Annotated in this window: 15 protein-coding genes; 10 read left to right on the top strand and 5 right to left on the bottom strand. The window is 35.1% G+C overall.

Annotation, left to right across the window (positions count from 1 at the left end; genetic code table 11):
• Nucleotides 1–5 precede the first annotated feature (5 nt).
• Both CHB80_RS09425 and CHB80_RS09420 read right to left on the bottom strand, forming a co-directional pair.
• The gene (locus tag CHB80_RS09425) at nt 6–938 is read right to left on the bottom strand and encodes a hypothetical protein (RefSeq protein WP_089371190.1); all 933 of its coding nucleotides are present in this window, start codon (nt 936–938) and stop codon (nt 6–8) included.
• Nucleotides 935–1,933, bottom strand: a complete 999-nt coding sequence (locus tag CHB80_RS09420; RefSeq protein WP_089371189.1) for a stage II sporulation protein M — start codon at nt 1,931–1,933, stop codon at nt 935–937. The genes CHB80_RS09425 and CHB80_RS09420 overlap by 4 nt, the downstream gene beginning before the upstream one ends.
• 35 nt (nt 1,934–1,968) lie before the next feature.
• Between CHB80_RS09420 and CHB80_RS09415 the strand changes: the two genes are divergently transcribed.
• From CHB80_RS09415 to moaA, 10 genes are all read left to right on the top strand, one after another.
• Entirely contained in the window at nt 1,969–2,691 is a 723-nt protein-coding gene (locus CHB80_RS09415) for an RDD family protein (RefSeq protein WP_089371188.1), read from the top strand.
• Nucleotides 2,691–3,314: a trimeric intracellular cation channel family protein gene (locus CHB80_RS09410; RefSeq protein WP_089371187.1), complete on the top strand. Its 624-nt coding sequence runs from the start codon at nt 2,691–2,693 to the stop codon at nt 3,312–3,314. Before CHB80_RS09415 ends, CHB80_RS09410 begins: the two co-directional genes overlap by 1 nt.
• Nucleotides 3,315–4,036: 722 nt before the next feature.
• Complete coding sequence (locus CHB80_RS09405; protein ID WP_089371186.1) at nt 4,037–5,239, top strand: molybdopterin molybdotransferase MoeA; 1,203 nt, start codon at nt 4,037–4,039, stop codon at nt 5,237–5,239.
• Entirely contained in the window at nt 5,223–5,567 is a 345-nt protein-coding gene (locus tag CHB80_RS09400; protein WP_089371185.1) for a winged helix-turn-helix domain-containing protein, read from the top strand. The genes CHB80_RS09405 and CHB80_RS09400 overlap by 17 nt, the downstream gene beginning before the upstream one ends.
• Nucleotides 5,558–6,301, top strand: a complete 744-nt coding sequence (locus CHB80_RS09395) for a sulfite exporter TauE/SafE family protein (protein ID WP_089371184.1) — start codon at nt 5,558–5,560, stop codon at nt 6,299–6,301. The genes CHB80_RS09400 and CHB80_RS09395 overlap by 10 nt, the downstream gene beginning before the upstream one ends.
• A gap of 1 nt (nt 6,302) precedes the next feature.
• Nucleotides 6,303–6,536 carry a MoaD/ThiS family protein gene (locus CHB80_RS09390; protein WP_143337089.1) on the top strand — a complete coding sequence of 78 codons (234 nt, stop codon included), beginning with the start codon at nt 6,303–6,305 and terminating at the stop codon, nt 6,534–6,536.
• Nucleotides 6,536–7,606, top strand: a complete 1,071-nt coding sequence (gene moeB / locus CHB80_RS09385; RefSeq protein WP_089371182.1) for a HesA/MoeB/ThiF family protein — start codon at nt 6,536–6,538, stop codon at nt 7,604–7,606. The genes CHB80_RS09390 and moeB overlap by 1 nt, the downstream gene beginning before the upstream one ends.
• On the top strand, nt 7,603–8,046 hold the full coding sequence (locus tag CHB80_RS09380; protein WP_089371181.1) for a molybdenum cofactor biosynthesis protein MoaE: 444 nt from the start codon (nt 7,603–7,605) through the stop codon (nt 8,044–8,046). The genes moeB and CHB80_RS09380 overlap by 4 nt, the downstream gene beginning before the upstream one ends.
• 1 nt (nt 8,047) lies before the next feature.
• The gene (gene moaCB, locus CHB80_RS09375) at nt 8,048–8,956 is read left to right on the top strand and encodes a bifunctional molybdenum cofactor biosynthesis protein MoaC/MoaB (RefSeq protein WP_089371180.1); all 909 of its coding nucleotides are present in this window, start codon (nt 8,048–8,050) and stop codon (nt 8,954–8,956) included.
• Complete coding sequence (gene moaA / locus CHB80_RS09370) at nt 8,953–9,960, top strand: GTP 3',8-cyclase MoaA (RefSeq protein ID WP_089371179.1); 1,008 nt, start codon at nt 8,953–8,955, stop codon at nt 9,958–9,960. Before moaCB ends, moaA begins: the two co-directional genes overlap by 4 nt.
• Here the strand turns inward: moaA and CHB80_RS09365 are convergent.
• The 3 genes from CHB80_RS09365 to CHB80_RS09355 all read right to left on the bottom strand — a co-directional run bounded on the left by CHB80_RS09365 (nt 9,944) and on the right by CHB80_RS09355 (nt 13,997).
• On the bottom strand, nt 9,944–10,561 hold the full coding sequence (locus CHB80_RS09365) for a nucleotidyltransferase family protein (RefSeq protein ID WP_143337088.1): 618 nt from the start codon (nt 10,559–10,561) through the stop codon (nt 9,944–9,946). The two genes, moaA and CHB80_RS09365, sit on opposite strands and share 17 nt — an antisense overlap.
• Nucleotides 10,533–11,555 (bottom strand): XdhC family protein, encoded by a 1,023-nt coding sequence (locus CHB80_RS09360; protein ID WP_089371177.1) that lies wholly within the window; start codon nt 11,553–11,555, stop codon nt 10,533–10,535. The genes CHB80_RS09365 and CHB80_RS09360 overlap by 29 nt, the downstream gene beginning before the upstream one ends.
• A 186-nt stretch (nt 11,556–11,741) precedes the next feature.
• Entirely contained in the window at nt 11,742–13,997 is a 2,256-nt protein-coding gene (locus CHB80_RS09355) for a xanthine dehydrogenase family protein molybdopterin-binding subunit (RefSeq protein WP_089371176.1), read from the bottom strand.
• Between the last annotated feature and the right edge of the window lie 14 nt (nt 13,998–14,011).

Below are 14,011 nucleotides of genomic sequence, written 5' to 3'. Positions count from 1 at the left end.
CTTCATTATAATCTACCAAAATTACCATTACTACTACCATTGGTCATGTCATCTTCCTCTTCATCAGATGCTCCAATAGAATTTATTCTTTCTAGCGTACCTGTTTGATGTTTACGTTCATTTAGATTATAATACACAAATGATGCTCCTATAGGAACAATAACATACATAATATACTGTATTGCTGCTGATATAGAAGTGATAATAACAGATACAATGTCAAACATTTCATCAGGTTCTGTATATGATATTTCTTGTATAGATGTAAATGTTTGGAACCAAACATAAATCAATGCTGGTAGGCTAGCCACAAAACTGGCAACATACCATATAAGTCCTATTAAGAACATTGTAAAAAAGGTTATCCACCATTCTTCTTTTACTAAATCAAATGTTCTACCAAGTGCATCAGAGACATTCTTGTTTTCAAAAATAAAAACGGCAAATAATAAATATAATGGTACAGAAAAATAAATTCCAGGAATAAAACAGATAATATACCCAAGCGCTAGAATGAAAAACTTTGCAATCCCAGCAAGTAATGTACCACCTATTTTTGCGCGGATATTATCAATTGCCTCTGTTTCTTTTATGACCCCATTATTTATGATATATGACTTTATTATACACGAAACTCCTGTAAATAAAAATGAGAAATATAAAAATAAAAACACGTACATAAATATAGCACTTACAAGTATCGATGTCACTTCAAAAGCGCCAAAGGCATTGCTACTTTGAATAAATGCTGTAGAGAAGGTGAGGGTATTATAATATACTTGAGCTACTACAAAAAACACAAAAGGAATTCCAGCTGTCTTAGCTAGAATTTTAAATATCATTTTAAAATTTTGGCGCAAAAATTTAAAAGTATCTGTAATAATATCTCCAAACTCTCTTTTACGTTTGAATTCTATATAATTTTGGGTTGGTATCATTCGTTTATGGTAGGAATTTTTGGAATGTGTAAATGGTTATTTTGTTGTTTTTTATATAACTGTCTTGGATAAATCACGTAATAAAAAACAATGAGAGCGAGTGAACCTCCTATGATAAGTATGGCTAACCAATCTGGCATTTCTGTATGGCGGGTTACATATCCTTCTAAGAAACCGGCAATAATAAAAAATGGAATGGTACTCACTATAATTTTCAAGCTATTTTTAACACCTCTTATAAAGGATTCTAGACGTGTATATGTTTTGGGAAACATAATGCTATTCCCTAAAACCATTCCTGCGCATCCAGCAATAATGATAACAGAGATTTCGATGGTTCCATGTATCCATATAGTTCGTACAGATTCCCATCCTAAACCTTTTGTAAAGAAAAAATACTGAAAACTACCTAACATAATTCCAGTTTCCATAATTTTTACAAGACTACCTATAGAAAAAATAGTTCCCAAGATATAGGTGATTAAAGCAAATCTAATATTATTGATAGTAATTCCTAAAAACATATTAAACTCCCCTTGTTCTTTATAAACTCCCATTGGATCACCTTTCTCTATGTTTTCTAGTGTCATATTTACATAGCCATCACCTAGAATTGATCTAACAAATGCTCCGTCATTTGCGGCACTGTAGGCACCTATGATTGTAAATAGCATAAATACTAAAAAAGCAATAAGAAGTTGTTTTTGATATTGGTACATCAAAAGAGGAAACTCCTTGGTAAAAAATGTAATAAAGCGTTTACTAGACTCTTTTTTACTTTTATAAATGATTTGATGCGATTGTGATGCGATATAATTAAGGTAGTCTAAAGTCTTACTACCAGGGTAGAAAGTCTGAGCATAACTGAGATGATCAGTTATTTCTATATAGAGACTGGAGAGTTCATCGGGATGTATTTGACTTTTGTTATTGATAACATTTTCAAACTTCAACCATTTATCCTTATTTTGCTTAACAAAAGCCGCTTCACGCATTTAATAAAAAATTAGAAAGTAAAGAAAGAGAATAAATGGATAATTTTCAAATAGAAACAGCTCAAAATGTAAGTATTTATCAAAATGTAGCAGGAATAGGGGATAGAATACTCGCATTCTTGATTGATTTTCTAATTATAGTAGCCTATTATATATTTATAGCTCTTATTTTTTCGGCTTTAGATGTTGACCTTATTGATGGTAGAGATTTATGGACGTATTATTTAATTATTGGATTACCTCCTTTTTTGTATCACTTATTTTTTGAATCCTTTTGGGATGGTAAAACTCCAGGAAAATCAGCAATGAAACTACGAGTTGTAAAACTAGACGGTTCAAAACCTGGATTTGGAAGCTTCTTAATACGTTGGATTATGCGTACGATAGACATTCTAGCTACTACTGGCGGAATTGCGGTGGTGAGTATATTATTAAGTGAGAAAGGACAACGAATAGGAGATAGAGCGGCTAGAACAACAGTAATCAGTCAGAAAAAAAGAGTCAATCTATCAGAGAGCTTGTTGGTTACCTTACCTCTTGATTATGTGCCTACCTATCCTCAGGTTACTGTGTTTACAGATAGAGATGTACAAACTATAAAAACATTGTTTGTTGATGCAAAGCGTAATAATCATCATAATGTGATTATTTTGCTCGCAGAAAGATTAAAAAAGAAAATGGGTGTTCAGCCAGAAGAATCTAATATTGAATTTGTAGATCGCGTGATTTCAGATTATAACTACTACACACAGCAATAATGGAAATCATAACGCTTATTGATATCTTAGGAACTATTGCTTTTGCTATTTCTGGGGTTTTAACAGCTATGAATAAGCGTATGGATGCATTTGGAATCCTTATTATAGCGCTTATAACCTCTATAGGCGGCGGTACCTTGCGAGATGTGCTTATTGGAAAAACACCTGTTACATGGATGCAAGATCAAGTATTTCCTACTGTTATTTTTGCTACAGCTGTATTTGCAGTGCTTTTTAGAAGTAAGCTTAAATACTTTAGGCGTTCCTTATTTTTATTTGATACGATAGGAATAGGCTTATATACCATTACTGGTGTGCAGGTAAGTCTTGCATTTGGTTTAGATCCGCTTATTTGTGTGATATTAGGCACCATATCTGCCTGTTTTGGTGGTGTATTACGAGATATTCTGTGTAATGAAATTCCTATTATTTTTCATAAAGAAATATATGCAACAGCTTGTATTGTGGGTGCTGTAACCTATTTGGTGCTTTATAGATTTGAAGTATCTCAAACTTTAGCCATGATTATTTCTGGTTCTGTGATTATTACAATTCGTATTCTAGCGGTTGTTTTTAAATGGAAATTACCAAGATTGTATAAAAAAGAAGTGCCTTCTTCGTAAATACTAATGCCAATATATAGTAGTATTGATATACATACGCTTTCGCGAAAGCGAACTTGTGAGACTTATCTGTCGGAAGGTAGGTTCAGGACCATCAGGAGAGCGAAGCGTTAAAGCGTATATCGCATTTTCAGAATAGGTATCTGGAAAATGATTCCATAAAAAAAGCCCTCTTGGTATAGAGGGCTCTTATATTTAGCTTAATTCAATCAAGTATATTTTGAGTAATTTTTATAATGTAAGAAGGCTAATTCAAATAATTTATAAAAATGTTCTTCATCAATTTCTGATTGTTACTATTATAGACGCAATTACTTCGCCAAAATTTCAGTTTGTTAACAAGATTAACAATTATTTAACCTGAAAATAAGCTAACTATTTGTTTTTGATTGATTTGAAAAAATAAAATCCCAGAGTCCGGAACCCTGGGATTTTGTGGTAGACAGTACTTCTAATTAACACTAACCATCAAAACAAATTAAAAGATGCCTACTCATCTCTAACTAATTTATAAATCTCTTTTTGAAATTTGGATCTATTACTTATATAGACACTATTGTTTACTTGAAGTTTTATTTCCATAGAATGATTAACAATTATTTAACTCGATATTACATGTAACTATTTGTTAGTGAGTAAATTATTGAAGTGTATAAGTTGATGTTTAATGATCATATTTAATAAATTTTTTCGTTATATTCGTGTGTGCATAACGCTTTTATATGATATCGGTACATCAAGCCATACAACAAATTAGAGAACAAAATTTTGCTTCTAAGAAGAAGCAAACACTTCGCGTAGAGGATGCCTTGGGGTTCATTTTGGCAACACATATAGATGCTCCTATTAATTTACCTCCATTTAAACAATCTAATATGGATGGATATGCAGTACGCTTTCGCGAAAGCGAAAACACCGCAACATCCTATAACCTTATAGGTGAAATAAAAGCGGGCGATGCTATCAATCTTAAAATGAAGCCTGGTGATGCCGTTAGAATTTTTACTGGAGCAATGATCCCAGATAATGCAGATGCTGTTGTCATGCAAGAAAAGTCTATAGTAAAGAATACTGAACTTATTATTGATTTTGCACCCCTAGTTGGACAGCATATGAGAGCCATTGGGAGCCAAATTTCAAAAGGAAGCAACGCCTTACCTAAAGGACATTACATGACTCCAGTATCTATCGGACTACTTAAAAGCTTAGGAATTGAAAAAGTGCAGGTGTATGAAACCCCTAAAGTCACCATTATTGTTACCGGAAACGAATTAGTGACCACAGGAAATTCATTAAAAGAGGGGCAAATATATGAGAGTAATAGTGAAGTTTTAAAAGCAGCATTGCATCAACAGGGAATCCAGAGAGTCTCTGTACATTATGCAAAAGATACTTTAAAAGACACTGAAACGATTATACATGACGCTTTGATAGCCTCGGATATTGTATTAATTTCTGGAGGCATTTCTGTAGGAGATTATGATTTTGTAGGCACTGCATTGCAAAATCTAGACGTCAAACAATTATTTTATAAAGTATTGCAAAAGCCAGGGAAACCACTATTTTTTGGTAAAAAAGATACGACATACGTATTTGCACTTCCAGGGAACCCTGCTTCTACATTAACGTGCTTCTATGTGTATGTCATTGAATTCATTGATAGATTCGTTGGGAATTCACATTCTGGATTAATGCGTGTTCAATTACCTATTTCAGAACCCTTTGAAAATAGATTTAATAAAACGTTATTTCTCAAAGCGAGAGTTCATAAAAATTCAGTAGAAATTCTAGATCATCAGAGCTCATCTACAGTCATTAGTTTTGCAGCCGCAAATGCATTGGTTTGTATCCCTGAAGAAATAAAAAAAGTAGACAAAGGAAACTTAGTAGAAACCTTAATCTTACCCTATGGAAGTTCAAATTAGAAATAGAATCTGGATTGAGATAAATGGCGATAAATGGATGGGTAAAGGCCATGTACAGTTGCTTATGGCTATAGAGAAAACAAGTTCACTATCTGGCGCCTCTCGCGAAACAGGCATTTCTTATAGAAAGGCATGGCGGTTAATTCATCAGATTAATACGCTCGCAAATCACGAAGTGGTCCGTTTACAAAAAGGAGGCGCAGGAGGAGGAGGCGCCTATGTAACTCCTTACGGAATGAAATTACTCGTTTTCTTTAAAGAACTTATGAGTCAAACCGAACTTCTTTTACAAAAACAATTGAATGCACATTCAGAATTATGGGAATAGAAACCTCCATATGGATTGTGTTTTTGCTAATACTCCCAGTAGTATCATTTTTGTATGCTAGTGTTGGACATGGAGGAGCAAGTGGATATCTGGCTTTAATGGCACTTTTTAGCTTTCCCAATACAATGATGAAACAAACAGCACTTTTACTTAATCTCTTTGTAGCTGGTATTGCATTTTATCATTATTATAAAGCAGGACATTTTAAAAAAGAACTATTTGTCCCTTTTGCTATTAGCTCCATTCCAGCAGCTTTTATAGGTGGAACAATAACCGTAGAACCCTTGTTGTATAAGAAAATACTAGGATTTTTATTGCTATTTGCAATCGCTCGTATTTTCTGGAAACGCACACATAAACATCGTGAATTAAAGACAGTCAAATTTCTACAGGCCCTTATTTTGGGACTTATGGTTGGTTTTTTTTCCGGACTTATTGGTATTGGAGGAGGTATCATTTTGACCCCTATTATACTACTGTTGCATTGGGGGAATATGAAAGAAGCGGCAGCTGTTTCCGCATTGTTTATTTGGGTAAACTCATTTTCAGGACTTCTTGGTCAGTTTAGTAGCGGAGTAACCTTACTTCCTGTAGCTGGCATTATGGTGTTTATTGCCGTTCTAGGAGGTCTTGCAGGAGGCTATTTAGGTAGCCGTAAATGGAATAATCGCATTTTAGAATATTGTTTAGGAGTAGTACTTGTGAGTGCCTCCATGAAGTTGTTATTTTTTTAATATGAAACTTACTTTAAAATATCACGGTCGTTTGACCGAACTTTTTGGCAAAAAGGAAGAAACAATTACAGTGACTTCTAATACTGCCGAAGCCTTAAAACAAGAACTTGAAGGATTAGATATACGCTTTCGCGAAAACGTATACCAATTAGCACAAAACAATAAAATAATAAAAGGAAACGAAATACTCACAGCATTTGACGTGGATATTTTCCCTCCCTTTTCTGGTGGATAATGAACGAACGCTATGCACGACATATTAGCCTTACAGAAGTAGGTATAGAAGGACAACAGAAGTTGACCAAAGCTAAAGTACTTGTTATAGGTGCTGGAGGTTTGGGATGCCCTGTATTGAAATACCTTGTTGCCGCTGGGATAGGTACACTTGGAATTGTTGATTTTGATACCGTTTCACTTTCTAATTTACAACGACAAATACTATACACCGAAAAAGATATTGGAAAAAATAAAGCAGCTGTAGCAAAAAAACGATTAGAGTCTTTAAATAAAGACGTAAACATTACTATTTACCCTGAGGTATTAGGACTTGAAAATTGCTTGACTATTCTAGCTAGTTATGATATTGTAGTAGATGGCACCGATAATTTTACAACCCGTTATCTTCTTAATGACGCGTGTTGTAAACTACAAAAACCACTGGTATATGGTTCTTTATACAAATATGAAGGTCAAGTTTCTGTTTTTAATTATAAGCAAGGTCCATCTTATAGATGTCTTTTTCCAGAACCTCCTAAATCAGGAGAAGTACCAAACTGTAATGAGATAGGAGTTTTAGGAGTTTTACCAGGTCAAATAGGAATCATGCAAGCTACAGAAGTCCTAAAAATTGTATTAGGGATAGGCGATGTGCTTTCTGGTAAATTGTTGTATATAAATGTATTGACAAATGATAGACGTGTCATTGAAATAGAAAGAAATGATAAAATTATCCAATCAATTTACACTGAAGAATTGGAATTAATAACTACTCGAGATTGCATAACAATAGCATCTGTTTCTTTATCTGAAATGAATCTCACCGATGAAGGTGTGTGTTGGATTGATGTTCGTGAAGATCATGAACAACCACAATTTGAATTTCCTGGATTAAAAAAAATACCCCTTTCATCACTTTTAGACGAGATACATACTATTCCAAAAACAACAAAAAAAATTATTTTTTGTCAGTCAGGAGTACGTGCAAAAAAAGCTATTGATTTATTGGAAGAACAACAGATTTCAAACTGTGTTGCACTGAGCGAAGGAGCAAATGAATTAAAATATTGGATACATCAACAAATATGAAAGAATATAAAGTAAAAAACATTTTTATAGAAGGCGCTATTCCTCCAGAGAAGATTGCACAATCTATTGCCAATCATCAATCCAAAACAGGAATAGGTGCTCACGATATCTTCTTAGGGCAAGTTCGCGCAGATGAGATCGATGGCAAAAAAGTAACTGCTATCGAATTTTCAGCACAACAAGAAATGGCTAATGCAGTTTGTCACGAAATACGGGAAACCGTTTTTGAAAAATTTCCTGTACACTGCATGCACATCTACCATAGTATTGGAAGAGTAGGAGTAGGAGAACTCTGTTTTTTTGTATTTGTATCTTCTGGACATCGAGAAGGCGTTTTTGAATCATTGCCGTTTTTGGTCAATGAGATCAAAGCAAAAGTGCCCATTTTTGGAAAAGAGATTTTTGAAGATGAAACACATCAATGGAAAGTAAATAAGTAACATGGTTGATATCACACATAAAAGTAATACGCTTCGTATTGCTACCGCACAAGCGATTGTTTCTGTAAGTAAACAAGAAACAATAGATGCTATCGAAAACAATACTGTACCTAAAGGCAATGTTTTTGAAATGAGTAGAGCTGCTGGACTTCTAGCAGTAAAAAAGACACCAGAAATTCTTCCTGACTGTCATCCTTTACCCATTGAATACACAGGAATTTCATATGAGATAAATGGATTAAATATTCAAATCTCTTGTACCATAAAAACTATTTATAAAACAGGTGTTGAGGTTGAAGCCATGCATGGCGCAAGCGTTGTTGCTCTGAATCTCTATGATATGTTAAAACCTATAGATAAAGGTATTGAAATTAATACGATAAAATTGCTGTCAAAAAAAGGAGGCAAATCGGATTATACATTAAAGAACAAGAATATAACAGCTTCTGTGATTGTTTGTTCAGATTCCATTTCAGATGGTAAGAAAGAAGATAGATCAGGAAAAACTATAATAGAAGAACTTAAAAAGTATGATGTATCTATTCAAGAGTACACTGTGATTCCTGATGAAATTGATGCCATCCAAAAACAGTTAAAACAACAAGTATCTCAAGGAACATCTATAGTGATTTATACTGGAGGAACAGGACTTTCTACTAGAGACCAAACACCCGAAGCATTAAAACCATTGTTAGACAGAACTATTCCAGGTATTGAAGAAACCATACGAAGATATGGACAGGATCGTATGGCATATGCCATGCTTTCTAGAAGTGTTGCTGGTATGGTGGGAGAAACATTAGTCATGGCATTACCAGGTTCAACAGCAGGAGCAAGAGAATCGATGCAAGCTGTTTTTCCAGCTATTTTACATCTTTTTGATATTTTAAAAGGCGCTACCCATTCATGATAGAACCACAACACATACTCACAGATACATTTGGTAGAAAACATAATTATTTGCGTATTTCTCTTACAGAACGTTGCAATTTGCGTTGTTCGTACTGTATGCCAGTTGATGGTGTACCTTTAACTCCTAATGCGCATTTGATGAATGCCGAAGAACTCTTTGAGATTGCACAGCTATTTGTAAATGAAGGTGTTGATAAAATACGACTTACAGGAGGAGAACCTCTAGTGCGTAAGGATTTCCCAGAAATACTAACGAGTCTTGCTACACTTCCAGTAGCATTATCTATAACAAGTAACGGTGTAAGTATTGATCGTCATATTGATCTTTTAAAAGCATGTGGTGTCTCTACTATTAATTTGAGTTTAGATACCTTAGATACTGCTAAATTTAAAAAAATCACTTTTCGTAATTATTTTGATAAAGTATATGAAAATATCTTTAAACTTATAGAAGCAGATTTTAATGTAAAAGTGAATGTAGTCTTGATGAAAGGTGTCAATGATAATGAGATTATTGATTTTATAGAATTTACAAAGAAGTACCCAGTAAATGTTCGGTTTATTGAGTTTATGCCTTTTGATGGTAATAGTTGGAACCGAGAGAAGACAGTTTCTTTAAAAGAGATTTTGGATACATTACATACCGCTTTTACAAAAGAAGATTTAATAAGACTCCCTGATGCGCCAAATGATACTGCTAAAAACTATAAAGTTGCAGGATACAAAGGTACGTTTGGAATTATAAGTACAGTCACCAACCCATTTTGCGACAGTTGTAACCGAGTACGACTTACTGCCAATGGACAACTCAAAAATTGTCTTTTTTCAACAACCGAAAGTGATTTACTCACTCCTTTAAGAGCAGGAAAAGACATTAGACCTATAGTGCAAAAAGCCATGTTAGGAAAGCATAAAATGCGAGGCGGATTAAATACTCCAGAACAATTTAATGATCCAAAAGAGCATACAGAAAATCGCAGTATGATTAGAATTGGCGGGTAATCGCTTTCGCGAAAGCTTGAGGTGTATCAACATCTTCTAATACAGATCCTAATGTTAAAAATGTAATTGCCTTTTTATGTTTTTTGGTTACATTTTTAGCTCCATGATCACCTTCTTGTTTCATGAGTTCTTCAAAGTAACATCGATCAAATATAATGGGAGGCCCTGACCAACCCTTATCAGATGTAGAACAAATGATTTGGCGTTGATTAGGTGTAAACGTATCGATCAATGTTTTGAAATGAGAAGTTTTAAGCAGCGGTTGATCTACCAATGCAATTAATATTCCAGCGGTATTTGTCGTGTTTTTTAGAATGTGTTGAACTCCAAAAGCAAGAGACGTACCCATTCCTTTTTCCCAATGAGGGTTTTCATATATGGTAACAGAAAAATCAGAAATGAGTGGTCGTATTTTTTCGGCATACGCACCCAAAACAATATGAATAGAAGCTCCTGTAGGAAGTAGCGTTTTTATTTGATGTTCAACAAGGGAAGTATCTTGCCAAGCCATAAGTTGTTTGGCTTGTCCCATCCGACGAGAAGCGCCAGCGGCAAGTAGTAATATTGCGATATTACTCATGGATGGTTCCTGCTTTTTCACGAAGAGAAATAGGTTTTTGGTTTCTTAGTATTGTTAAGATTTCTGCTATGATAGATATGGCGATTTCTGGCGCACTTTCTGCACCGATATTCACTCCAGCAGGACCGTGTATCTTTTCAATAAATGTAGGATCGGTGTCTGGAAATCGTTCTAAAAATTCATTAAAAAGGCGCTCTCTTCTATGAGAAGGGCCTAACATTCCAAAATAGGCAGGCCTTGTCTCTCTTAAAGCAATAAGATATTGTACATCTTTATTAAAACTATGCGTCATTAAAACAACGGCTGTGTTTTTGTCAATTTTTGACGTATCTAGATGTTCAATTATAGGGGTACTTAAACTACTTGCACCTGGAAAATAATGAATTGTTTTTTGTGCATCTGGGGATGCGATAATATGCACCTCCCAACCTACGTTAATTGCCATTGAGCAAAGGGCTACGGCATCGTGTTCTGCTCCAAAAATATACAGTTGAAAAATAGGAGGGAATTTTTGTTTAAAATGGATAAGTCCAGTATCAATTTTTGCATTAGGATGTAAGGGCATTTTATGACCATTTATTTCAACAAGAGAACCCATAGTTGTATGTTCTAGTTGCTCTCCAATGCCATCTAATGTGTAATAACTTTGGCAATAAAATGTAGTTCGAGATTGTAATGTTTCAGTAAACGCTTTCGCGAAAGCGGAATCAACATAAAATGGCTCAATTAGAATATAAATAATTCCTTCACATCCCAACCTGAATCTACCATCATATGCCATTGTTTTAGCTTGCTGAGTTTCAAAGACGGATTGTGCTTGATGTACCACTTCCTTTTCTACACAGCCACCACTCACAGCACCCATTAATTCACCACGATCATTGATAAGCATCCGAACACCAGGTCTTCTGTACGATGAACCTTGCAACGATACTACTGTAGCTAGCACAATTTTTACATCATCGAGTTGCCATTGCAAGGCAGTCTTGATAAGTTTTTTAAATTCATGGGTCATTACTGTGCGATTTTTGCTCGATAATCGAGATCTAAATACTCCGAGATTTTCCTCGAAATTTAAAAGTTACTTCCTTACGAATACTTCGTGGGCTTGTTCTAAGGTGGTTGACTTTGAAAAATCTTCCTCAAAGCCAAAGCTTTGAGGAAGATTTTTATGTATTAAAATTAAATGGGTTGTATCTATTTATCCTTTAAATTCTTGACTTCCCATAAATGGTTGATGATAATGTCTAGTCCCTGTAGCTTTATACAATGCATTTGCTACAGCGCCCATAATAGGAGGGAATGGAGGTTCGCCAAGTCCTGTTGGGTCTGTATCACTTTGTACAAAATCAACTTTGATATTTTCTGGAGCTTCATTGTGTCTTATGAGTCGATAGGTATCAAAATTCTTTTGATCTGGCTTTCCATCTTTAAAGGTTAAAGAACTATACATTGCATGGCCTATACCGTCTACGATACCTCCTTCTACAAGGTTTGTAGCAGCATCAGGATTGACAACAATACCACAATCTACTGCACAGTATACATCCTTGATTTTAGGTTGGTTATTTTCTATTTCGAGATCTAATACTTGTGCTACATAAGAGTTATGACAAAAGTATGCAGAAACACCTCGATTTTTAGAGGTATCAGAATCCCAATTAGATGTTTTTCTTACGAGTTCAAGTACGCCTGCATAACGAGCAGCATCATAATCATTATTTTCTCCTACGGGATTATTCTTCGCTTTTTCTAAAAGCTCTAGTCTTAAATCAAAAGGATCTTTCCCCATTTCTTCGGCAAGTTCGTCAAGAAAGCTTTGTTCTGCACCTGCAATAAAATTAGATCTTGGTGCTCTAAAGGCTCCTGTTGTAATATTGGAGTCTATAGACCAGGTTTCTGCAAGATAGTTATCTATAGCTCCTGCAGGAAAGCGATTTGCTGCCAGCGGACTTTCTGGAATCCCTCCAGCAATTACATGAAATCCTATAAGGTTATTATTTACATCTAGTGCTGCTTTGTACGTTGCATAATATGCAGGGCGATATACACCATTGGTCATATCATCTTCACGAGAATATTGTAGTTTTACCGGAGCCCCTATTTCTTTAGAGATTACTGCTGCTTCTACTAGAAAATGGCCGTAGAGTCTTCTTCCAAAACCGCCTCCCATACGCGTCATCTTAATATCAATATTCTCTAAAGGCATATCCAAACGTTCTGAAATACTATGCTCCATAGCTTCAGGAGTTTGTATAGGTCCCATAAGTTCAGCTTTATCATTGGTCACGTTTGCAAAGAAATTCATGGGTTCCATGGTGTTGTGAGCAAGAAATGGACACGAATAACTTCGTTCAATAACACGATCAGCATTTTTAAATGCTTTTTCAGGATTCCCATCTTTCCGCGCAAGTGTGATCTTTTGCGAATTTACCTGTTGCATTGCTTTGATGTGATCGTTTGTGTTTTCAAGCCCAACAGGGCGTTTTACATTGAAGGTACGTCCAAAAGCACTTATCTCTTTTGCATATTCTGGTGCCATTTCCCACGTTACATTGAGCGCTTTTTTGGCTTGCATTACTTGCCAAGTAGTATCTCCTACAACAACAGCCATTTTTGGAAATGCAGCTTGATCAAAGAAACCTATTTTTTGATCGTCAACATAGGCATCTATAACTAAGACATTAGTGATACCTGGCATTTTTTTGGCTTCCGTATCGTCTATGGATTTGAGTTGCATTCCAAAGGCAGGAGGTTGTACGATCATTGCAATTTTCATTCCCTCACGTTGGGTATCTATACCATAGAGTGGTTGTCCAGTTACAATCTTTTTTCCGTCTACATTCTTTTTGGAAGTACCAATAATAGAGAAATTTGCTTTCTCTTTTAAAACTACTTCTTCAGGTACTTCTAATGTTGCTGCTTTTGAGGCCATTTCTCCATAACTTGCTTTTTTACCACTTGCTTCATGAATAAGTACCCCTTCTTTGGTTTTTATTTCACTTACTGGTACTTCCCAAGTATCTGCAGCTGCTTGTTTTAGCATTTGTCTTGCAGTGGCACCAGCTTTACGCATAGGCTCCCATGATGCACGTATGGATTGACTACCTCCTGCAACTTGTCGTGTGAAAATATCTGTATTAAGAGGTGCTTGCTCTACGATAACATTTGCCCAATCTATGTCTAGCTCTTCTGCAACGAGCATAGGCATTGAGGTTTTTACGTTTTGACCAATTTCTGGATTTGGTGACATAATAGTCACAATACCATTGTCTCCTATTTTAAGAAAGCCATTAAGTTCAAACCATTCTTTAGGCATTTCAATACCCATAGCTTTAGCTTCAGGAGCTTCTTTACAAGAAGCTAGCCAGCTAAATCCAATGACCAATCCACCTCCGGCAAGTGATACATTCTTAAGAAAAGAACGTCTTCCTAATGTTGTCTTTGTTGTGCTCATTTTTACTATTTTAG

Source organism: Dokdonia pacifica, from assembly GCF_900188275.1.
Classification (GTDB): Bacteria; Bacteroidota; Bacteroidia; order Flavobacteriales; family Flavobacteriaceae; genus Dokdonia; species Dokdonia pacifica.
Note: the sequence above shows the minus strand (reverse complement) of the source record. Positions and strands in the feature narration are given on the sequence as shown.